The 21,563-nt window shown below is 59.5% G+C and carries 19 protein-coding genes; 10 read left to right on the forward strand and 9 right to left on the reverse strand.

The window, feature by feature from the left end; translation table 11 throughout:
* Positions 1-32 precede the first annotated feature (32 nt).
* From pepT to QUE41_RS06975, 4 genes are all read left to right on the forward strand, one after another.
* Positions 33-1,250, forward strand: a complete 1,218-nt coding sequence (gene pepT / locus QUE41_RS06960) for a peptidase T (RefSeq protein ID WP_286342153.1) — start codon at positions 33-35, stop codon at positions 1,248-1,250.
* Positions 1,251-1,342: 92 nt separating this feature from the next.
* Complete coding sequence (locus QUE41_RS06965) at positions 1,343-1,681, forward strand: antibiotic biosynthesis monooxygenase family protein (protein ID WP_286342154.1); 339 nt, start codon at positions 1,343-1,345, stop codon at positions 1,679-1,681.
* 82 nt (positions 1,682-1,763) lie between these two features.
* A complete protein-coding gene (locus tag QUE41_RS06970) occupies positions 1,764-2,435 on the forward strand; it encodes a sterol desaturase family protein (protein ID WP_286342155.1) in 672 nt (223 codons plus the stop codon).
* A 9-nt stretch (positions 2,436-2,444) separates the two neighbouring features.
* Positions 2,445-2,804, forward strand: a complete 360-nt coding sequence (locus tag QUE41_RS06975) for a DUF4870 family protein (protein WP_286342156.1) — start codon at positions 2,445-2,447, stop codon at positions 2,802-2,804.
* A 41-nt stretch (positions 2,805-2,845) separates the two neighbouring features.
* On the opposite strand, the gene QUE41_RS06980 is transcribed toward QUE41_RS06975, so the two are convergent.
* The 5 genes from QUE41_RS06980 to radD form a co-directional block, all read right to left on the reverse strand.
* Positions 2,846-5,329 carry an EAL domain-containing protein gene (locus QUE41_RS06980; protein ID WP_286342157.1) on the reverse strand — a complete coding sequence of 828 codons (2,484 nt, stop codon included), beginning with the start codon at positions 5,327-5,329 and terminating at the stop codon, positions 2,846-2,848.
* 266 nt (positions 5,330-5,595) lie between these two features.
* Positions 5,596-6,021, reverse strand: a complete 426-nt coding sequence (locus QUE41_RS06985) for a GNAT family N-acetyltransferase (protein WP_286342158.1) — start codon at positions 6,019-6,021, stop codon at positions 5,596-5,598.
* A gap of 80 nt (positions 6,022-6,101) precedes the next feature.
* Positions 6,102-6,473, reverse strand: coding sequence for a nuclear transport factor 2 family protein (locus QUE41_RS06990; protein WP_286342159.1), 372 nt, complete (start codon positions 6,471-6,473; stop codon positions 6,102-6,104).
* Positions 6,474-6,572: 99 nt separating this feature from the next.
* Positions 6,573-6,836 carry a GrxA family glutaredoxin gene (locus QUE41_RS06995; RefSeq protein WP_028108208.1) on the reverse strand — a complete coding sequence of 88 codons (264 nt, stop codon included), beginning with the start codon at positions 6,834-6,836 and terminating at the stop codon, positions 6,573-6,575.
* A gap of 128 nt (positions 6,837-6,964) precedes the next feature.
* Positions 6,965-8,680 (reverse strand): DNA repair helicase RadD, encoded by a 1,716-nt coding sequence (gene radD / locus QUE41_RS07000; protein WP_286342160.1) that lies wholly within the window; start codon positions 8,678-8,680, stop codon positions 6,965-6,967.
* Positions 8,681-9,044: 364 nt separating this feature from the next.
* Here radD and QUE41_RS07005 point away from each other — a divergent pair, with 364 nt between their 5' ends.
* Entirely contained in the window at positions 9,045-10,961 is a 1,917-nt protein-coding gene (locus QUE41_RS07005; RefSeq protein WP_286342161.1) for a sensor domain-containing diguanylate cyclase, read from the forward strand.
* 68 nt (positions 10,962-11,029) lie between these two features.
* The gene (locus QUE41_RS07010) at positions 11,030-11,242 is read left to right on the forward strand and encodes a hypothetical protein (protein ID WP_286342162.1); all 213 of its coding nucleotides are present in this window, start codon (positions 11,030-11,032) and stop codon (positions 11,240-11,242) included.
* Here QUE41_RS07010 and chrA read toward each other — a convergent pair whose 3' ends face one another.
* Positions 11,243-12,367 (reverse strand): chromate efflux transporter, encoded by a 1,125-nt coding sequence (gene chrA, locus QUE41_RS07015; protein ID WP_286342163.1) that lies wholly within the window; start codon positions 12,365-12,367, stop codon positions 11,243-11,245. It abuts the gene before it with no gap.
* A gap of 144 nt (positions 12,368-12,511) precedes the next feature.
* Positions 12,512-14,467 carry an acetate--CoA ligase gene (acs, locus tag QUE41_RS07020; RefSeq protein WP_286342164.1) on the reverse strand — a complete coding sequence of 652 codons (1,956 nt, stop codon included), beginning with the start codon at positions 14,465-14,467 and terminating at the stop codon, positions 12,512-12,514.
* 436 nt (positions 14,468-14,903) lie between these two features.
* Between acs and QUE41_RS07025 the strand changes: the two genes are divergently transcribed.
* From QUE41_RS07025 to QUE41_RS07035, 3 genes are read left to right on the forward strand one after another with little or no spacing between them, the layout of a single operon-like run.
* On the forward strand, positions 14,904-18,329 hold the full coding sequence (locus QUE41_RS07025; protein WP_286342165.1) for a hybrid sensor histidine kinase/response regulator: 3,426 nt from the start codon (positions 14,904-14,906) through the stop codon (positions 18,327-18,329).
* Between the two features lie 26 nt (positions 18,330-18,355).
* Complete coding sequence (locus QUE41_RS07030) at positions 18,356-19,048, forward strand: DNA-3-methyladenine glycosylase I (RefSeq protein WP_286342166.1); 693 nt, start codon at positions 18,356-18,358, stop codon at positions 19,046-19,048.
* A 44-nt stretch (positions 19,049-19,092) separates the two neighbouring features.
* On the forward strand, positions 19,093-19,521 hold the full coding sequence (locus tag QUE41_RS07035) for a hypothetical protein (protein WP_286342167.1): 429 nt from the start codon (positions 19,093-19,095) through the stop codon (positions 19,519-19,521).
* On the opposite strand, the gene QUE41_RS07040 is transcribed toward QUE41_RS07035, so the two are convergent.
* The gene (locus tag QUE41_RS07040) at positions 19,518-20,348 is read right to left on the reverse strand and encodes a LysR family transcriptional regulator (protein WP_286342168.1); all 831 of its coding nucleotides are present in this window, start codon (positions 20,346-20,348) and stop codon (positions 19,518-19,520) included. The genes QUE41_RS07035 and QUE41_RS07040 overlap by 4 nt on opposite strands.
* 143 nt (positions 20,349-20,491) lie before the next feature.
* Complete coding sequence (locus QUE41_RS07045) at positions 20,492-20,926, reverse strand: A24 family peptidase (RefSeq protein WP_353506867.1); 435 nt, start codon at positions 20,924-20,926, stop codon at positions 20,492-20,494.
* Between the two features lie 185 nt (positions 20,927-21,111).
* Between QUE41_RS07045 and QUE41_RS07050 the strand changes: the two genes are divergently transcribed.
* Positions 21,112-21,324, forward strand: a complete 213-nt coding sequence (locus QUE41_RS07050; protein ID WP_028108217.1) for a Flp family type IVb pilin — start codon at positions 21,112-21,114, stop codon at positions 21,322-21,324.
* Positions 21,325-21,563 lie beyond the last annotated feature (239 nt).

Raw genomic sequence — 21,563 nt, forward strand, 5'->3', positions numbered from 1 at the left:
ATGGCTCCCTTTGAATGCTACTGAGAGCCACCATGGACAAGCTGCTAGATCGCTTTTTTCACTACGTAACCTTCGATACCCAGGCCGACGCCGAGTCCAGCACCCTGCCCAGCACTGCGGGACAGCTGGTGCTGGCCCGAGCCCTGTTCGACGAGCTCACCAACCTGGGGTTTGAGGATGTCTCTCTGGATGACAACGGCTATGTGATGGCCACCTTGCCCGCCAACACCCGGCGAGAGTTGCCGACCATCGGCTTTATCGCTCATATGGATACCGCCCCCGATGCCTCCGGCAAGGATGTGCGGCCCCAGATCATCCGTGATTACGACGGCGGTGTGGTGGCCCTGGGGGACAAGGGGGAGAAACTGGATCCGGCCCAGTATCCGGCGCTGAACTCCCTGGTGGGTAAGACCCTGATCACCACCGACGGCTCCACCTTGCTGGGGGCGGACAATAAGGCGGGGATTGCCGAGATCATTACCGCGATGATGGTGCTCAAGGCCAATCCGCAGATTGAGCACGGCCCCATCCGCATCGGCTTCACCCCGGATGAGGAGATTGGTCTGGGAGCCAGTGAGTTCGACGTGGCCAAGTTTGGCGCCCAATGGGCCTACACCATAGATGGCGGGCCTGTGGGCGAGCTGGAGTATGAGAACTTCAATGCGGCCAGTGCCACCCTGGTGTTCAGCGGCAACTCGGTGCATCCCGGCAGCGCCAAGAACAAACTGGTCAACGCCCTGACCCTGGCCACCAGTTTCCATCAGCAGATGCCCGCCAGCGAGACGCCGGAACACACTGAAGGTTACCAGGGCTTCTACCATCTGGTCGGAGTGAAAGGCGGCACCGCCGAGGCCAGCCTGCACTACATCGTCCGCGATTTCTGTCTCGACTCTCTGGCTCGCCGCCGTGCCTATCTGCAGGCCCAGGCCGACGCCTTTACCCGCTCTGGCAAGCCCTGTGAACTGCAATGGGTTGATGGTTATCGCAACATGAAGGAGCAGGTGGAGCCTCATCCGCACATCATCGAACTGGCCAAGGAGGCGATGCTGCAGTGTGGTGTCGAGCCGGACATCAAGCCTATTCGCGGCGGAACCGACGGGGCGGTGCTCTCCTACAAAGGACTGCCTTGTCCTAATATCTTTACTGGAGGCTACAACTTCCACGGAAAGCATGAGTTCATCACCCTGGAGGGGATGGAGCAGGCAGTGGCGGTCATCGTCAAGCTCTCTCAGCTGACGGCGGCACGCTGACAGAAGGCCCGTTGCATGAGATGCCTGAGTTGGACAATCTCGTGCTATGGGCAGAGAAAACCGGCGGGGTCTGACCCCGCCATGGAGCACCTATGATTGCGGTGATACTGGAGATCTACCCCACGGACTCCGGCAAAGAGGCGTTTACCGCCCTGGCGGAGCGGCTGCTGGTGATGATCAGTGGACACCCGGGGCTGGTTTCCATCGAGCGGTTTCAGAGCCTGATGGATGAGCATAAGCTGCTCAGCCTCTCCTTCTGGTTGACCCGTGAAGATGTCCAGAACTGGCATCGGCACCTGCAGCAGGAGTTGTCCCAGGACCCCGCCGCCAAGGCCCTGATTCGTCACTATCGGGTGCGCACCGCTCTGGTGGAGCGGGATCATGCCGGTGACCACCGCCAAATTGATGCCTACTTTGACCATCTGGCCTGAAATCAGGTCGCTTTGATCCCTCCCGGTTTGCCTCAGGCCCGATCTGCCGTTAGCTTGAGGCCAGAACCTGAGGAGGGCCAGCATGTCACAGCAGGGGTTTCAACAAGAGTATCGCCGGGGCATCGCGCCGGGCTATTCCGGCTACCTACACGCCGCCGCCGTGCTGACCGTGGGGCTTGTGACCCTTGTCTACAGTGCCCTTCAGCTCCAGTCCCCCTCTCCCTGGCAGTGGTTGACTCTGTTGGCGGCCCTGGTCACCGGTAATCTGCTTGAGTATGTGGCCCACCGCTGGCTGGGTCACCGCAGAACCCGGCTTTTACCCCTGTTCTATCAGCGCCACAGTGGTGATCACCACAGGTTCTTCACTCATTTGGATATGCTGTGGCAGAGTCACCGTGACTGGCGGGTGGTGCTGTTTCCTCTCTATCTCATTCTGTTGGTGATTCTGGCCAACGGTGCCCTGGGATGGGGCCTGGCTCAGTTGTTTTCTGCCAACCTGGGTTGGCTATGGCTGATGGGCACGGTGTTGGCCTATCTTTTCTATGAGATCTGCCACTTCACCTGGCACCTTCCCGCCGATCACCCGCTGTTTCGTGTCCGTGCGCTGGATGCCATGAGAGAGCGGCACCAGCTGCACCACCACCCCAAACGGATGAACCGCATCAACTTCAACATTACCTGGCCCCTGACCGACTGGCTGCTGGGAACAGACTGTCCCGCTGAACCTGGGGGACAGACGTCATCAAAAGAGTAAGGAGTACTCATGTCAGACACAGAACTGCACGCCGAGGACGGCTTCACTGAGAAAGAGGACAGTGCCAAAACCCATGGACTGATCGCCTATGGATTGATGCTGGCGGGGGCCTTTACCGGGATTCTGTGGTTGGTGGGGGCCATCTGGGCCATGCTCAAGCGGGGAGACGCCCGGGGCACCCGCTTCGAGGATCACTACCAGAATATGGTGACCACCTTCTGGTGGGGACTGGGGCTGGCTCTGCTGGGGGTGGCCCTGATCCCCTTCGGCCTGGGGCTGCTGGTGCTGTTTGCCATGGGAATTTGGACCCTGTACCGGCTGATCAAGGGGCTGATCCGCTTGATGGACAACCGCAGTTTCAAAGGCTAGGAAGCCGGCTAGAGGGAGGTCTGATTAAGTGAGCCTCCCTCCTATGATTTCATCCCCTCAATCAGCAGATCCGTCAGTTTGTCTGACGTCAGGGGACGGCTGAACAGGAACCCCTGTGCCAGCAGGCAGCCGCTGTCGCTGAGGAACTTGGCCTGATCCCGGCTCTCTACCCCTTCGGCGATCACCGTCAAAGAGAGCGAGTGGCCCATGGAGATGATCGCTTCGACGATGCCGCGGCTGTCCTGGTCTCCCGGGACGCCATTGACGAAACTGCGGTCAATTTTCAGGGTGTTGAGGGGCAGGCGCTTGAGGTAGCTCAGTGAGGAGTAGCCGGTACCAAAGTCATCGATGGAGATATGGATGCCCATGTTCCGCAGCTGACCCAGGCGGCGGATCGACTCCTCCGGATTCTGGATCATAAAGCTCTCGGTCACCTCAAGCTCAAGGGCCGAGGCGGGCAGGCCACTCTCCAGCAGCACCTGGCCGACCTCCTTGACGAAGTTGTCCCGCAACAGCTGAGGGCCGGCAATGTTGACCGCTAGGCGGCCAAACTTCAGCCCCTGAGCCAGCCAGCTGGCCCCCTGGTGACAGGCCTGCTTCAGCACCCAGAGGCCGATATCATCGATAAGCCCGACCCGCTCGGCGGCGGGGATGAATCGGGATGGCGAGACCTGACCCAGCTCCTCTGAGTGCCAGCGGAGCAGGGCCTCCAGGCCCACCAGGGCGCCGCTGCTGAGGTCTACCTGAGGCTGATAGACCAGATAGAACTCCTGGCGTTCCAACGCCAGGTGCAGGGCGCTTTGCACCTTGAGGTGCTCCATGGACTCTTCGGTGAGGGTGTGGGTATAGAAGGCGAAGCTGTTGCGTCCCTGTTGCTTGGCCCTGTACATGGCGGTATCGGCGTTGCGCAGCAGGGTGTCTCTGCTGCTGCCATCCTGAGGGTAGAGCGCAATGCCCATGCTGCCGGTGAGTTTCAGCTGCTCCCCTGTGCTGAGGGTCACAGGTTGCTGGAACAGGCTCATCAGGCCGCTGGCAACATTGGTTGCCGCAGGGGCGCCCCCCACCTCGGGAAGCAGAATCACGAACTCATCGCCGCCGATCCGGGCAACGGTGTCGGAGTTTCTCAGCTGACCCTTGAGCCGTTGGGCAATCTCACACAGTACCTCGTCCCCGACCAGATGGCCGCGGCTGTCATTGATCAGTTTGAAGTGGTCCACATCGATGAACACCACCGCCAGTTCGCTATGATTGCGTTTGGCGCGCAGAATCTCCTGGTCCAGCTGACTGTGAACGCGCACCCGGTTTGGCAATCCGGTGAGAGGGTCATGGTAGGCCATATGGGCCAGCCGCTCTTCGGTCTGTTTCTGCAGGGAGATGTCGGAGAACAGGGCAACCAGATAACGAATGCCGCCCTCGTCATCGTACACCGCGGAGTGGGTGGCCATCTGCGGGTAGAGGGTGCCGTCCTTGCGGCGGTTCCACAGCTCTCCGTGCCAGTGTCCCTGCTCCAGCATGCTTTGCCACATCGCCTCGTAGAACCCCTGGTCGTGGCGACCGGACTTGAGGATCCTGGGGTTGTTGGTCAGCGCCTCTTCGCGGCTGTAGCCGGTGATGCGGCAAAAGGCGTCATTGACCTCGATAATGGTGCCGCGGTGGTCGGTGATCATCACCCCTTCGGCGGAGTTGGCGAAGACGGTGGCCGCCAGGGTCAGCTGCTCCTGAAATGCCCGGCGCTGGGTGACATTTCGGGTCATGCCGATCACCCCGAGAAGTTCACCCTGCTTATCGATGATGGGGCTCTTTATGGTCTCCAGCCAGGTTTGCTGTTCCGGATCCCCTGGGTCGGCGCACTCCTCCACCACCATCTGCCGGCACTGGCGAATCGCCTGATTATCGGCGGCTTCAAACAGGGCAGCCCGCTCAGGGCCAAACAGCTGGGTGTCATTCAGTCCAAGGGGGGAGCACTGCCAGTCTCTGACCACGCTGTGATTGGCGGCCACGTAGGTGCCCTTGGCGTCCTTTATCCACACATGATCTTCGATGCTGTTGATGAAATCGTTGAGGGTGATGGCCCGGGTCAGAGGGGCCCCCTCAACCTCAGTCACCGCGGCCTGTTTCAGTTGCCGGGCCAGGTCGTTTTCCATGCGGCCGCAGAGGTTGTCCCTGAGCAGCCTGGCATCCTCACTCAGTGTTGTCGGACCATAGAGGCAGATGAGCCCAAACAGCACCCCATTGGGCCAGAACACCTCTTTGAGGTGTAACCTGGCATCTTTGGCTGTTTTGTCTGAGGTGTAGTTCAGGGTGGCGCGAAGCTGCTCGGCCACTGGGGTCAGGATAAGCTTCAGTTGCTCGGGGGAGCAGCGACTGGCATCGCAGAGCAGGACCGGCTCAGCCCCCTGATCGACGTGGAGGATGACGCCCTTGGCCCCCGCGGTTCTGGTCAGCAGCATGAGAGAGGGGCGCCAGTTCTGGCCCAGATCCGCAAAGACGCTGGTGTCCAGCCACTCTGGATTCAGTACTGCCACTCAGGTGCTCCCCCAGGCCGAAACAGGCCACGATAAATAATGCCAACAATAATAGCGATTTGCCTGAAATTCTGGGTTATCAGGCCGATTTTTGTGCGGGCATTATCTCATTTCACCGGGCCCTTGGGAACCGAGGCTTGCGTCGTTGCCGGGCTTGTGTGAGGGCGGCGCAGGTCAGCGACGGTCCGCCGCCTGAGGGGATGGAGGGGGCTGTCAGGCCATTGCAACTGTGGCCACCCGGTCTGAGGCCTGTCCTTGTCAGGGGATTAGCTCAGCTCCTTTTTCAGGAAGAAGCTGACATAACCGGGGGGCATATCCTCGAGCTTGGCAAACACCTCGTAGCTGTGCTGCTGGTAGAACTCCAGAGCCAGGTAGTTGGTGGTCTTGATGAAGATGCCATGGGCGCCTTTGGCGTGGGCGTACCCCTCCAGCTGATTCAGCAAGCGGGTGCCGGCACCACAGCGTCGTTTGTCCTCATCCACCCAGATGCCGTCTACGTGGAGCCAGCCCAGTTTCACCTCACCGGCGATGCCGCCGACAATGCTGCCCGCTTCATCCTTGATAAAGCAGGCGACGGTTTCATGCTGCATAGAACCGGCAACGGCATCGTTGAAACCGATCAGCCCCTGCTTCAGGACCTGAACTTCGCTCTGGTCCGGTGGGGATACCGGCGTTAGCTGTAAACTGTCCATGTTATTGATCTCTTGGGCTGGGTAAACGCAATAAGGTACTGATCACCCGGTGCGGTTTCAACTTCCGCCGAAATTAAACCCTAGAACTGCTCGGAAAACTCGAGTGTCATTGCGGCCAGCTTCCAGTGTCCGTCCCCCTGGCGGCGCCAGTGTTCGGCGAGGATCTGGCCGCGGCCTATGGTCATCTGCCACTTGGCGCTTAACTGGACCTCGTCATCACTGATGAGGGTGGCCTGGGTGTCTTTGTAAACCAGATCCTGGGCGCCGGATTGCAGTATGCCTTGCCAGAAAGTGTGAATCTGCTCCTGGCCGGTGAACTGTCCCATGGGGGTGACGTCGAGGGTGGCGCCTTCGGCGAAACTGGCGACGCAATAATCGAGATTGCCGTGGTTAAACTGGTTAATCCAGTTTTGGCTGGCCTTGAGGGCGTTAATCAGGGTGTGGTGATGCATAAGCGCCTCCGGATGGTCAGGCCTGATGAGAAAAGCATAACATCCGAAAGGGCAGGGTGCAGGGCCACATGCGTGGCCCAATCTCAAGGTCCCCTAGAATCAGGCGTAGAGACCCAGGTTTTCCTTGGCGAAGGCTTCAAATTCGGTGCAGCCGCCTACGTGCTCTTGGTCGATGAAGATCTGCGGCACGGTCGCCACCGGTGCGCCAACGGTCTTTTCCAGATCCTGTTTGCTGATCCCTTCGGCGTGCATGTCCACGTAACGGAACTTAAAGTCCTCACGGGATTCAGTCAGGGTCTCGGCGATCTGCTTGGCGCGAACACAGTAGGGGCAGCCGGGACGGCCAAAGATAACTACAAACATGGGACTCTCCTCTAAAACGATGGAGTATTTATACCACAGACCCAGCAATCTCCTAAATGGGCAAGGATCTCTAGGGTTAGATGTTTTTCTTTAAATTATAAGTGTTTATATTATGTTAATCGGTATGCCTAATAGGCACTATCGGCTTTTCTGTATCGCCCCTGGTAGTCAAACAGGGTTTCGATCACCTTCCAGCCATACTTCTCTTTGCGGGCAATGACGAAATCCGGGTGGCGGAACAGAGGCGCGGCGGCCACCACCGCATCCACATCAGGCAACCTCAATGGGGTACCAGGAGACTTGAGGTGCATCCGGGCAAAGTGATGATAGAAGGCCCCCTTTTGCCCCGGGGTGGTAAAGCCGAAAATCTGCTGCAGCTCCACTCCGTCTTCGTCGTGCCAGGTGACCTTGACCCCCGCCTGGCCGGATTTCAGTGTGTGGGGACTCAGGGTGATACCGGCACAGCGAAGCACCAGGTAATCTTTCAGTTTGAGCACCTCCTTGAGGCGCTTGTCCGGGTCCACCAGGGCTTTGTCGCAGGCCTGGCAGTGACGGGCGGCGATGTCATTCTCCGCCATACAGTCGGGGCACTCCTTGAAGCGAAACCGAAAGTCACACTGCTGGTGTTCCTCATCCAGCCCCTGGCACCTACGCCCGTAATGCTCCAGCAGCAGACCATGTTCATCGTGTTTGCCCCAGAAGTGGTTTTCGTGTCCGCACTTGGGGCAGGGCACTTTGGCCACCTGGGCATCGGCTTTGGGTTTGGGCTCGCCAACCTCGGGGGAGAACAGCGAGTAGCCGTTGCCGGCAAAATCCAGGACCAGGCACTCTGTCTTCCCCTCGGCCAGGCGCAATCCCCGACCGACCATCTGCTGATAGAGGGCCACGGAGTCGGTGCGGCGCAAGATGGCGATGAGATCGATATGGGGGGCGTCAAAGCCGGTGGTCAGTACGGACACGTTCACCAGATACTTGAGTTTTTTGGCTTTGAACTTCTGGATGATGTTGTCCCGCTGAGAGGTCGGGGTGTCGCCGGTGATCAGGGCGGCCTCCCCCTGGGGCAGTTTGGAGATCACCTCCTGGCCATGGCGCACAGTGGCGGCAAACACCAGCACCCCCTGGTGGCGTTGTCCCAGCTTGCCGAGTTGCTCGCAGATCAGCGAAGTGGCCCTTCCCTGGTTGATCAGCATGGTGTCCGCCTGTGAGTCATCCGCGGGCAGCAGCAGAGACGCCACGGCGCCGTCGATGACTCGGGCCGGCGTGAGGTAGCCCTGTTTGATCAACTGGCCTATGGGCAGTTCAAATACGCAGGTCTCAAAGGGTTTGGGCTCAGTGCTTCTCAGGGTGCCATTGATGTGCTTCTGATACACCCAGCCCCCATCGAGTCGGTAGGGGGTGGCGGTCAGCCCAAGGAGTTTCACCTCCGGATTGCTCTTTTGCAGGGCCTGAATGACGCGACTGTACTGACTCTCACCCTTGAGGCTGACCCGATGGCATTCGTCGATGATCACCATGGAGAAGGATTGGGTCATCGCTTGTTCCGATGCGGCAAGGGACTGGATGGAGGCAAACACCACCTTGCCACCGGCCTGCTTCTGGCCCAAACCGGCGGAGTAGATGTCCGCCTGATGCCCCATGGCCACCAGTTTGCTGTGATTTTGCTCCACCAGCTCCTGCACATGGGTGAGCACCAGCACCCTGCCTCTGGCCAGCCGGGCCAGTTCGGCGATGATGACGCTTTTGCCCGCGCCTGTGGGCAGTGCCAGCAGGGCAGGGGATGGGTGTTGTCTGAAGTGCTGGATGACAGCTTTGACCGCATCCTGTTGATAGGGGCGAAGTTGCATGGGTGACGGGAGTGATGAGAACTAGGGGCATCCTAGCCCGGCTCAGGCCTGCGCTCAAGCCGGCTTCAAGATGAGCGGGGTAAAGCGACCCAAATTTGGGTTAACTGGAATCAGATCGCATTTTTAGTGAGCGCTGTTCGAAAGTGGTTCGCCCACGGTTCTGGTTACCCTATGATGCTAGAGATCTCAATATGTGACCACCTTGGTCAAGGCGTGGTCGCAATTGGTAGAATAATTACATGAATTTGAGGTCTGACTTACATTCCTTGTGGTGAGTTTGGGTGGTGCCCCTGGCTTTTTGCTTGGTGGATCACAATTTTTCGTTAGCATGGGCTAAGCGGTTTTATTCCGGGGGGCGGCATCTGTGCAAAAGTTTCAATGGCTGAATCGCTGGTTGGGTGCGGACTCTCTGACCAAGCGACACAGCTATCTGCTGTTATCCGTGTGCTTTATTCTGTTTGGGGCTGCAGTGGCCCTGCTCTCCTCTTTCATCCATTATCGGATGCAGTCCACCAGTATTGAGGCCTCCATTCACCAGAGATTCAATCAGCTCAGGGAACAGAAGCTGGAGATGCTTCAGGGGCGTGTTCAGGAGCTGAATGGCCTGGTCCTCGCCCTGGCGGAAAATCCCCTGATGACCGAATATCTGGTGGCGCCGAATCCAGAGAGGCTGGAGGCTTTGCAATACCTGTTCAGCCTGGTGGCCCGCTCCCATGGGGAGCTGATGCAGGTGCGCTACCTGGACCGTTCCGGCATGGAACGGGTTCGGGTAGACCGGGCCCGGGGCGCCAGAGATCCCCAGGTGGTGGCCGATTCCCTGCTTCAGGACAAGAGTCACAGATACTACTTCAAAGAGACTCAGGACCTGGCTGCCCAGCAGTTCTGGCACTCCAGGCTGGACCTGAACCGGGAGCGTGGCCAGTTGGAGCGCCCCATTCGCCCCACCCTGAGGGTGGCGACGCCAGTCTACCTGGGGAACTACTTCGCCGGCATAGTGATCATCAACACCGAAGCCCAGGCGACCCTGGATGCGCTGAGCCGGGCGCCGGAGTTCGATCTCTACCTGGTGGACGGGGACGGTGAGGTCTTGGTCAACCCCGATCCCAAGCTCTCCTGGAGCCGGTATCTGGACAACAGGCCAACCATAGGCGAGCTGATGCCTGAGCGTCTTGCGGACCCTGAGAGGGTCTACCGTTTCAGCATCGATGCCCTGATTCAAAATGGTGAGTCTCTGGAGCTGCTGGTGGTGCCCCGGGATGAAGCCCTCAGAGAGCTGATGCATGCCAATACCCTGGCGGCGCTGCTGATTGCCGCCAGCGTCATATTGATCTCCTTTCCCCTTGCCTGGCTGGCCGCGGTGATTCCCGCCGGGCTGCAGCAGCGGCTGCAGGATGCCCTGGCCAAACTGCGCAGCAGCAGAGAAACCCTGGATTCCCACGTGATCTCGAGCAGCACGGATCTTGACGGGCGCATTACCCATGTCAGTGCTGCTTTGTGTCAGGTGTCCGGATATAAGCCCTGGGAGCTGCTTGGGCGCACCCATGAACTGCTCCGCCATCCTGATGCTCCCCAGAGCCTTTATGAGGAGATCCGCTCTGTGGTCGATACCGGAGCCAGCTGGCGTGGTGAGCTGATGCAGCTTAGCCGCCAGGGTGAAACCTACTGGGTCAATACGGTGATCACCCCGGATCTGGACAAGGAGGGGGCCGTGGCCGGTTATACCGAGGTCTCTGTGGATGTGACCGACCGCAAGGCCCTGGAGAAGATGTCGGTCACCGACGAACTGACCGGTGTGGCCAACCGTCGTCGCCTGGATCAGCTGCTTGAGGCGGAGATGGAACGTTACCTGAGGTATCGGCAGTTCTTCTCGGTGATCCTGCTGGACCTGGACAGGTTCAAGACGATCAACGACACCGAAGGCCACCAGGCCGGCGACGCGGTGCTGGCTCAGGTGGCTCAATGCCTCAAGGAGAATCTGCGCAAGGTGGATCATCTGGGTCGCTGGGGTGGTGAGGAGTTCCTGGTGATCTGCTCCGGCACCGAGGAGCTGGGGGCGGCGCAGCTGGCGGAGAAACTCAGGGCCAAGGTGGCCGAGCTTCCCCAACCTGTGGGCCGCAGTGTGACCGTGAGCCTGGGCGTGGCCCAGGCGCGTCCGGGAGAGAAGCTCAACCAGTTGATCAGCCGGGTGGATGCGGCGCTCTATCGTTCCAAGCACGATGGCCGCAACAGGGTGACCCGCTCTCAGGGCCAGTTTGAAGAGGATTCTCAGACTCTGGGATAAGTGCCCTATCTCACAGACATCCTGGGACTAAACCGCTAAGGTGAAGCGGTTTTTCCCAGGAGGCAGATGTGACCAATCTGATTATCGGCATCCTTGCCGTCGTGGCTGTGGTGCTCCTATTTCTCAAGTTCCGGCCCAAACCTCAGCCTGCCCCTGTGGTGGTGGTGCCCGATAAAGCGAGCAAACGGGACAGGCCCTGCCCCAGGTGCCAGTACACCCTGGGGTATAAGCCGGCCCCCTGCAGAAAGTGTCGCATCTATCCTCAGCCTGACCAGGCCTGATCAGAGCACTCCCCCTGCCAGGCCCACCAGGGCAAATCCTGCCACCAGAACGACCACCGGAAGCCGTGCCAGCCGAAGCAGGGCAAAGCCCACCAGCACCAGGGCCATGTCGCCTGCGCCGGACACCGATGAGCTGAATACCGGCTGGTAGAGGGCGGCCAGCAGGATGCCGGTGACCGCGGCGTTGATGGCGGCGGTGGCCCCGGCAAAACCGGGCATCTGCGCCATCCCCTCCCACCCCTTAAGCAATCCAAGCAGCAGCAGGAATCCGGGCAGAAAGATCGCCAGGGTGGCGATCAAGGCTCCTAGTATCGGGGCCTCTCCCCCCAGGTGATACCCCAGGAAACTGGCCAGGGTGAACATGGGGCCGGGTACCGCCTGGGCCGCCGCATAGCCGGTGAGGAAGGTGTCACTGTCCATCTGACCGCCCACCAGGGACTGCAGCAAAGGCAGGACCACGTGTCCGCCGCCAAACACCAGACTGCCAGCCTGATAGAAGGGGGAAAACAGCGGCAGGGAGAGCAGCATGGGCAGCAGCCACAGCAGGGCGAACAGGCCAAGGGGCAGCCATTGCACAGTGATGGACCCGGAACGCAGGCCGCTATCTGGAGTGACCAACCGGCCCAGGAGTGCGGCGGCCAGTAACACACCCACCTGGGTGAGCAGGGAGGGATACAGCAGCAGCACGCTGGCGCTGATGATGCAGATCCAGCGATGCAGAGCCGCCTTGCAGAAGCTGGTAAACATCCCCAGCACCGCGTCCGCCACCACCACCATCGCCAGCAGCTTGAGTCCGTGGATTATCCCCTGGGCCCACCCTTGATGCAGGTAGCTGAGGCTGACCGAAGCCAGCAGGATCATCAAGACCACCGAGGGCAGGGTAAAGCCGAGGAAGGCGGCAATGGCGCCGCCGAGGCCAGCGCGTTTGTGCCCCAGGGCAAAGCCCAGCTGGCTGGAGCCGGGACCGGGCAGGAACTGAGTCAGGGCGATAAGCCGGGCAAACTCCTCGTCGCTGAGCCAGCCCCGCTGCTGGACAAAGGCGCGGCGAAAGTAACCGATGTGGGCCGCCGGGCCGCCAAAGCTGACGCAACCCAGCATCAAAAAGGTTTTAAATATCTCAAACATAGTGGTTCCGCTTGCAGGGGCTGGCCCCTTGTTACGCCATCTCTGTGACACTCTGGTGACAGTTTTCAGAGTTTTACTTTTGTCCGGACAAAAAAAGACCCCGCCAGGCGGGGTCGGAAGGTCACAAAACAGTGTGTAACAGGGTTAGCCCTCGTTGCGGTTGAGGCGGGTCTCGATCAGATCGTCGATCACCGTTGGGTCCGCCAGGGTCGAGGCATCGCCCAGGGCGCCCACTTCGTTGGCGGCGATCTTGCGCAGGAAGCGGCGCATGATCTTGCCGGAGCGGGTTTTGGGCAGGCCGGGGGCCCATTGAATCAGGTCCGGGGTGGCCAGGGCGCCAATCTCGGAGCGCACCCATTGACGCAGGGTCTGTCTCAGGGCTTCGGTTTCCTCTGTGCCCTTGGTCAGGGTGACGTAGGCGTAGATCCCCTGGCCCTTGATGTCGTGGGGATAACCCACCACCGCGGCTTCGGCCACCTCAGGGTGTGCCACCAGGGCGCTCTCAATCTCGGCGGTCCCCAATCGGTGACCGGACACATTAATCACGTCATCCACACGGCCGGTGATCCAGTAGTAGCCATCCTCGTCGCGGCGCGCCCCGTCACCGGTGAAGTACATACCACGGAAGGTCTTGAAGTAGGTGAGCACGAAGCGGTCGTGGTCGCCGTAGACGCTGCGCATCTGGCCTGGCCAGGAGTCCAGCAGCACCAGGTTGCCTTCGCCGGGGCCGTCGATCAGGTTGCCCATGTTGTCCACCAGGGCAGGTTGCACGCCGAAGAAGGGGCGGGTGGCACTGCCGGGTTTCAGGTCGGTGGCGCCGGGCAGCGGGGTAATGAGGATGCCGCCGGTTTCCGTCTGCCACCAGGTGTCGACAATGGGGTTGCGCTCTTTGCCGATGACGTCGTAGTACCAGCGCCAGGCTTCCGGGTTGATCGGCTCACCCACAGAGCCGAGGATGCGCAGGCTGCTGCCGTCGAAATCTTTAAAGTGCTCCTCACCCTCGGCCATCAGGGCCCGGATCAGGGTGGGGGCGGTGTAGCAGATGTTCACCTTGTGGCGGTCGATGATCTCCGCCATACGCTTGGGGGTGGGCCAGTTGGGCACCCCTTCGTGCATCAGCAGGGTGGCACCGTTTGCCAGGGGGCCATAGACCATATAGGAGTGGCCGGTGATCCAGCCCACGTCGGCGGTACACCAGTAGATCTCGCCATCACGGTAGTCGAACACATACTCGTGGGTCATGGAGGCGTACACCATGTAGCCGCCGGTGGTGTGCAATACGCCCTTGGGGGTGCCGGTGGAGCCTGAGGTGTAGAGGATAAACAGGGGATCCTCGGCGTTCATCTCCGCCGCTTCGCAGTAGGGGGAGCTGACGGACATCAGGTCGTGCCACCAGATGTCGCGGTTGTCCTGCCACTGGATTTCACCGCCGGTGCGCTGCAGGACGATAACCCGCTCCACCGTGGTGACGTCCGGGTTTTCCAGGGCGGCGTCCACGTTGCCCTTCAGGGGAATGATGCGACCACCACGAACACCCTGATCGGCGGTGATCACCACCTTGGACTTACCGTCGATGATTCGACTGGCGATGGAGTCGGGAGAGAAGCCACCGAAGATCACCGAGTGGATGGCACCGATGCGGGCACAGGCCAGCATGGCCACCGCGGCTTCGGGCACCATGGGCATGTAGATGGTCACCACATCGCCGCGCTGCACCCCCTGGCCGCGCAGGGCATTGGCGAAGGCACACACCTTCTCATGCAGCTGGCGGTAGGTGAGGGTCAACTGATCCTTGTCGTCGTCCCCCTCCCAGATGATGGCGGGCTGGTCACCCCGGGTTTCCAGGTGGCGGTCCAGGCAGTTGTAGGAGGCGTTCAGGGTGCCGTCATAGAACCACTTGATGTAGAGGTTGTGGTCGTCGAAGGAGACCTTGCGGATCTTGGTGTAATCCTTGAACCAGGTGATGCGTTGGCCATGCTCACGCCAGAACCCCTCAGGGTTCACTACGGACTCCTGGTACATGCGACGATACTGTTCGTCATTGAGTTTCGCCGAGGCGGCGAGTTCGGCATTCACCGGATAGAGAGACTGCGTGCTCATCGAGGAATCCTTCTCTTTATTCAAAATGATGTCTACCCGGTAGAGTCTTGCAACTCGCCACGGGAGCAACCATTAGACATTGGTCTAGCGTGCTTTTAACCATAGCAGTGCCCGGCGCAAGCCGGGTTGCAAAGCCAATGTTGGTGACCGCCTTTTTTTAAGGCTATTTCAATAAAAATTCATAAAATACAATGGCTTGTAATGGTTGGCTCTGGCTGGTCTACCCCAGGTGAACCGGCCGGCGATCTTCAACAATACAGGACCGACCACTTAGCCGACTTTGGGAGCCGGGCACCCACAACCCATCCGGCGGCCCTGGGATCTCTGTCGGGGTCTGTGATGCGGTGGGTGGGGTTGGGTCCCGCGGTAAGGGAAAATTGTGATTTCAGCTGGGTTGCTGGCATCATAAGGGCATAATTACTAAACAGTTACGCCTATGTCACCCACGCTGCTTATTGGGGTTGCCGCCCTCTGTTACCTGAGCCTGCTTTTCCTGATCGCCTGGGGAGGGGATCGCTACATACGCCAGATCCCCGCCCGGGTGAAACGCTGGGTCTATGGCCTCTCCCTGGCGGTCTACTGCTCCAGTTGGAGTTTCCTCGGGACCGTAGGCCAGGCCACCACGGATCCCTGGGGGTTCATTCCCATCTACATCGGTCCCATCCTGCTGTTTACCGTGGGCTTTGGGGTGATCCGCAAACTGGTGACCGTCTCCAAGCAGCAGAACATCACCTCGGTGGCGGATTTCATTGCCGCCCGCTATGGCAAATCCCAGCTGCTGGCGGCCCTGGTGACCCTGATAGCGGTGTTCGGTGCCATGCCCTATATCGCCCTGCAGCTCAAGGCGATGGTGCTCAGCTTCAGTCTGTTTCAGCCTAGAACCACCGCCCTGGAGGGGGACATCCTGGCGCTGCTTATCTCCGCTTGTCTGGCGGTGTTTGCCATCCTGTTTGGCACCCGGAAGCTGGATGCCACCGAGCATAACCCTGGCCTGATGCTGGCCATCGCCTTCGAGTCCCTGGTGAAACTGGCCGCCTTTGTCGGGGTGGGACTGCTGGTGGTGTTTGGCCTGTTTGACGGCCTCGGTGACCTTATTGCCCAGTCCAGGGCACAAGGGGTGATCAGCGGCGACAGCCATGCGTTGCAGCTGGAGAAGCTGATGCCGGAAACCCTGCTCTCCATGGCGGCGTTTCTCTGTTTGCCGAGGATGTTCCATGTGATGGTGGTGGAGTGCGACCACCCGAGGGCGGTGGAGAAGACCCGCTGGCTGTTTCCCCTATACCTGCTGGTGTTTGGCATCTTCGTGGTGCCTCTGGCCCTGGCGGGAACCCTGCTGCTGCCGGCCAGCGTGGCACCGGATACCATGGTGATTAGCCTGCCCCTGGCCACCGGCCACTTCTGGACCTCGGTGATCGCCCTGCTGGGGACCATCTCAGCCGCCACCGGCATGGTGATAGTCGCCGTGGTGACCATCTCCATCATGGTGTCCAACGAGTGGTTGGTGCCTCTGCTGCTGCGTTCTGGCAAGATTCGCAGCCAGAACTTCTCCCAGTTCTCCACCCTGCTGCTCAATGCCCGCCGCATCACCATTATCCTGCTGGTGCTGGCCGGTTTGGTGGCCTATCAGACCATCACCTCCCAGGAATCCCTGGCCAGGTTGGGGATGCTGGCGTTTGGGGCCTTTGCTCAGCTGGCCCCTGGCCTCATTGGCGGCCTCTACTGGAAGGGGGGCAACCGCAGTGGCGTCCTCAGTGGCCTGGCGGTGGGCTTTATCCTGTGGTTCTCCGTGGTGTTGCAGCCGGAACTGGCCCATCAGTCCAGCCTGTTCGGGGTGAATCAGGGCGTGGTGGATCTGTTCCTGGCTCTGCTGGCCAATGCCCTGTTCTACATTGTCGGCTCCCTGGTGTTTCGTGCCGGGGTGGCGGAGCGGATTCAGACCAGTGCCTTCGTGCAATTGCCGGAGGAGCGCCGGGTCAGCACCAAGCTGCTGGGGGTGGTGACCCAGCATGATCTGTTGCTGCTGGCTTCCCGGTTCGTCGGGCCGACCCGGGCCTACCAGAGCTTCTCCGAGTTCAGCCCGGGATCGGTGGACTCCCGCTCCTGGGGCCGCAGCGCCCCGGTGGAACTCATCGCCCACACCGAGCGCCTGCTCTCCAGTGTGCTCGGTGCCTCCTCGGCGGACCTGGTGATGGACTCGGTGCTGCGGGGGCGGGATCTGGCCCTGGATGAGGTGTTCTCCCTGATGGATGAGGCCTCCGCCAAGATCCTGCTGTCTCAGGACATGCTCCGCGGGGCCATCGAGCACGCCTATGAGGGGATGAGTGTGGTGGACCAGGAGCTGAAGCTGGTGGCCTGGAACAACCGCTATCAGGAGCTGTACCACTACCCGGACGGCTTCCTGCAGCTGGGGATGCCGGTGGAGCAGATCATCCGCTTCAATGCCGAGCGCGGCTATTGTGGCCCGGGAGAGATAGAGGACCATGTGGCCCGGCGGGTCTACTTCATGCGTCAGGGCAGTGCCCACAGCTCCGAGCGGCGCCGTGACGATGGCCGGGTGATCAGCGTCCGTGGCAACCCCATGCCCGGCGGCGGCTTCGTGATGACCTTTACCGACATCACCGAGTTCCGTCAGCAGGAGGCGATGCTGCAGAACATCAACGCCACCCTGGAGGCCAGGGTGGAGGAGCGCACCCGTGAGCTGGAAGCCCTGAACCAGAAACTGGTGGTGGCCAAAGAGGCGGAGGAGGAGGCCAACCAGAGCAAGAGCCGCTTCCTGGCCGCCATCGGCCATGATCTGATGCAGCCTCTGAATGCCGCCAGGTTGTTTACTGCGGCCCTGGCTCAGCATCAGAAGCTGGATAAGGAGCTCACCGCCACAGTGGAGAACATCACCGGCTCCCTGCACACCGCCGGGGATCTGCTGGCGGACCTGCTGGACATCTCCAAGCTGGAGTCGGGCACCATGGAGGTGAACCGTGCCGACGTCAATGTGATGGACATCCTCGAACCTCTGGTGACCGAGTTCTCCGCCCTGGCTCAGAGCAACGGTCAGCGTTTCAGTGCCCACCTGCGTTCGGCCACCATCAACACCGACCCCAACCTGATGCGTCGTATCGTGCAGAACTTCCTGACCAACGCCCTGAAGTACGCGCCACGGGGGCGGGTGGTGATGGGCACCCGAATTCACAATGGCCGGCTGGAGATCCAGGTGTGGGACAATGGTTGCGGCATTGCCGAAGACAAGCTGGACGAGATTTTTTATGAGTTTAAGCAGCTGAATCTTCATGCCCGGGTAGGCGGCATCGGCCTGGGACTGGCCATTGTGGATCGCATCAGCAAGGTACTGGGCCACAAATTGCACCTGCGCTCCTCGTTGGGAGAGGGCTCCATGTTCTCCGTGTCTCTGCCCATCAGTGCCTCTCCGGTGCCCGCCCGGCCCAAACCCAAGGCGTTGCCCCAGTCTCCACTGAAAGGCGTCAAGGTGCTCTGCATCGATAACGAGGCCACCATCCTGGCCGGTCTGGCCACCCTGCTGCAACGTTGGCAGTGCGACGTGGCCCTGGCGGAGAGCCTGGAGGATGCGCTGATTGAGATGGGGCTCCAGGGGTTCAAGCCGGATGTGATGCTGGCGGATTACCACCTGGACGACAACCGCAACGGCCTGGATGCCATGGATGAGATTCGTCGCCGCTACGGCGAGCAGGTGCCCGGGGTGCTGATCACCGCGGACACCCGCGAAGAGCTTAAGCAGGAGGTGGCCCAACGAGGCTACAACTACATGGCCAAGATGGTGAAACCCGCCGCCTTAAGGGCCATGGTCTCCTCTCTGATTGCGAAAAAGGCGGGTGCAGACCATGATTAGATTTGTAAAGGGTAAGGTTCAACCCAATGAGTAAGATGGAAAAGTTTGAGGCGATCTGGCAACGGGCCGCCGAGCGCAAGGGGGGCGATGACGCCCTGAAGGCCCTGCTGCCGGCCCCGGCCACACAGACCCTGCCCAGCGATGACAGGCTGCTGTCCGCCATGAGCGCCCAGATCTTCAAATCGGGATTCGTCTGGCGGGTGGTGGACAACAAATGGCCCGCTTTCGAAGAGGCGTTCTGGGGTTTTGAGCCCCACAAGCTGGTGCTGATGTCTCCGGAGCAGCTGGATCAGCGAATGCAGAACCCGGCCCTGATCCGCCACGGCAAGAAGATGCAGGCGGTGCTGGACAACGCCCGTATGGTCGCAGAGCTGGCCCAGGAGCATGGCAGCTTTGGCCAATGGCTCAGCCAGTGGCAGAGCCAGGAGGTGGTGGCGCTCTGGGCTGAGCTGAAAAAGCGCGGTGCCCGCCTGGGCGGCAACACAGGTCCCTATTTCCTGCGAATGGTGGGGATAGACACCTTCCTGATGACCGGAGACGTGACCTCCTATCTGCAGGCGCATCAGCTGATAGAGGGGAGCCCCACCAGTAAGCGGGCACTTACTCAGGCTCAGGCCTGCTTCAACCAGTGGCAGCAGCAGAGCGGTCTGCCCCTGGCCAGCATCTCCCGGGTGATCTCCTGTTCTGTGGGGGACAACCGCCTGGGAGTGAGTCACTGACGGCCACTTGATGGCCATCAGTGCGCCAGAGTAAGGAGAAGATGATGGAATCGAAAACACCCTGGTACTTCTGGCTGGTTGCCGCTTTGGCGTTGTTGTGGAACGCCGGGGGCGCCCTGGATTACGTGATGACCCAGACCCGCAATGAAGAGTATATGGCTCAGTTTACCCAGGAGCAGCTGGCGTTCTTCTACGGTCTGCCCTCCTGGGTGGTGGCCTGTTGGGCCACGGCGGTGTGGGGAGGCGTGCTCGGCGCATTGCTGTTGTTGCTGCGCCGGGAGGTGGCGGTGCAGATACTGCTGGTCTCTTTTGCCGCCATGGCGCTCTCCATGTTCCACAACTTCCTGCTCAGCAATGGCCTGGAGGTAATGGGGGATCCCACCTCGCTAATGTTCAGCGCAGCGATATTTGTGATCTCCCTGGCCCTCTACCTGTTTGCCCGCAGGATGACCCGGGTCGGCATCCTGCGCTAAGGGGCCGGCGTCACCAGATCACGAATCCTATCGGTTAGGGCATACATGTCGAAGTGTTTCCTGAACTGGTTGGAGGCGCGCAGGAAAAAGCCCAGGGGGTAGGCCTCAAGAGCGCGCTGTTCCACCTCCTGGGGCAGGCTCCAGCTGGGCAGCACCACCGCCTGTCCCGGTGCCTGAGGCGCGTCTCCCAGCAGGCTGGCGGATTCACTCTGCAGCCACTGGCTCTCTTCATCACTTTCCAGGCCACTCTCTTCGATGATCCTTCTGGCGAGGCTCTGTTCCAGCATGGTACTGAACACCACCTTGGAGACGGCGGTTTCCCCCTGTGGGCATACCAGGCTCATGGGGTGTTCCACCAGGATGTCTCTGGCCAGGGATTTTTCCTCCGGCCAGGCAAACCCCAGTGTCAGATCAGACTCATCAATGATGGCGGGGGTCATTACCGAGAAACGGGAGATGGAGAGGTTGAGACTGGCGGACTCGGAGATGACCTGGGCGATGGCACTGACCAGATCGTTACGTATGCCATCGCTGATGGAGATCTTCAGAAACTGCTGCTGATCCAGTTTGGCAAACTCGCTCATCATCTCATCCTGCAGGCGAATTGCCCTCTGGCTGTAGTGAAACACCAACTGCCCCTCCCGGGTCAGTTTCAGCCCTGAGCTTTTCTCCAGCAGGCGTTTGCCAAAATGTTCCTCCACCTTGCGCACGTGTTGAGACACAGCAGGTTGGGTCATAAACAGTGAGGCGGCGGCATCACTGTAGCTGCCTTTGTCTGCGACACAGGCAAAGGTTTTCAGAAACTTGATATCGATAGAGCGATTCATCACAATCCCCAGTCAGTGCGTCCATTCTTATTCTAAGTAATTGATATATTTTTATTATTAGGTCTGTTTGCCTCTCCTGTGCCCACAGCCCCAATTGCTTTACATTGATTTTAGGTTGTTTTCATTTTGGTCGCCCTGCTTCCTCAAGGGCCGAGGTTACTGAGTATCACCCCCAGGCAGCCGCCGACGGCGATGGCGGGACCATAGGGGACCCCTCTCTCTCTGGCTTTTTGGCGATTGACGATCATCATGGCAATGGCGATGGTTGCTCCCATCAGGGTGATCACCATCAGCACCCCGGGGAACAACTCGGGATTGATCCCCAGAGAGTAGGCCGCCAGCAGTTTGGTGTCGCCGGCGCCCAGAATATTAAGCATCATTAATGCTACGCCGACAGCAATAATAATGATCGGAAGCAGCAGCTGGATCTGCTCCATGGGGCCGGTAAACGCAATAAAGGCAGAGAGCAGTCCGGCAAAAATGACTGTAATATTTGAAATTTTTCTATGTCTTATGTCGCTATTAATCGCCACCAGACTCACTAGTGAAAGAATAATCAACAGCACAGGTCCCCCCACATTTTTGCCTTTTAATCCGTACCTTAACCCCAGTCGTTTCGACTGTATCAGACTTTATCATTTTTTTCTTATAAAAATATAAGGAGAAAAGGCTAGTGAGGAAAATCGGATCGAACATAGTATTGGTCGTGCAAAGCAATCAAGGCAATTGACGCCAAACAAATTATTCCTGGGGGAATCTTCATATGTTCGATTACATCAAGTCCAAATTCTACCTCTCTTTCGGTCAGTACATTAAAGACGAGCGTGGTGTAACCGCAGTAGAATACGCCATTATCGCTGTAGCAATGTCCGCCATTATCCTGGTTGTATTCAACGATGGCTCCCTGAAGACCGCTCTGACTGACGCCGTAGGCTCCATTAAGACCAACATGACTTCTGCGACTACTGCCAACTAATTGCCAGTCGCCAATTAATTGTCCACGGTGGAGTTTGTTATCGACGTCAATTAATTGCCAGTCGCCAAGGATTTGTCGGCGCCTAATTGCCCCGACAGTCTAAATCGATAATTCATCTTTTTAGTCTGTCGGCGGCCAGACTCAATACCGAATAAGAGCAAAAAGGAGGCTTGCCCTCCTTTTTTTATAGATGCTATGAGTAGATTATTCATTTTCGTCATTATCTTCGGCATCGTGCT

This window comes from Ferrimonas sp. YFM, assembly GCF_030296015.1.
Lineage (GTDB): Bacteria > Pseudomonadota > Gammaproteobacteria > Enterobacterales > Shewanellaceae > Ferrimonas.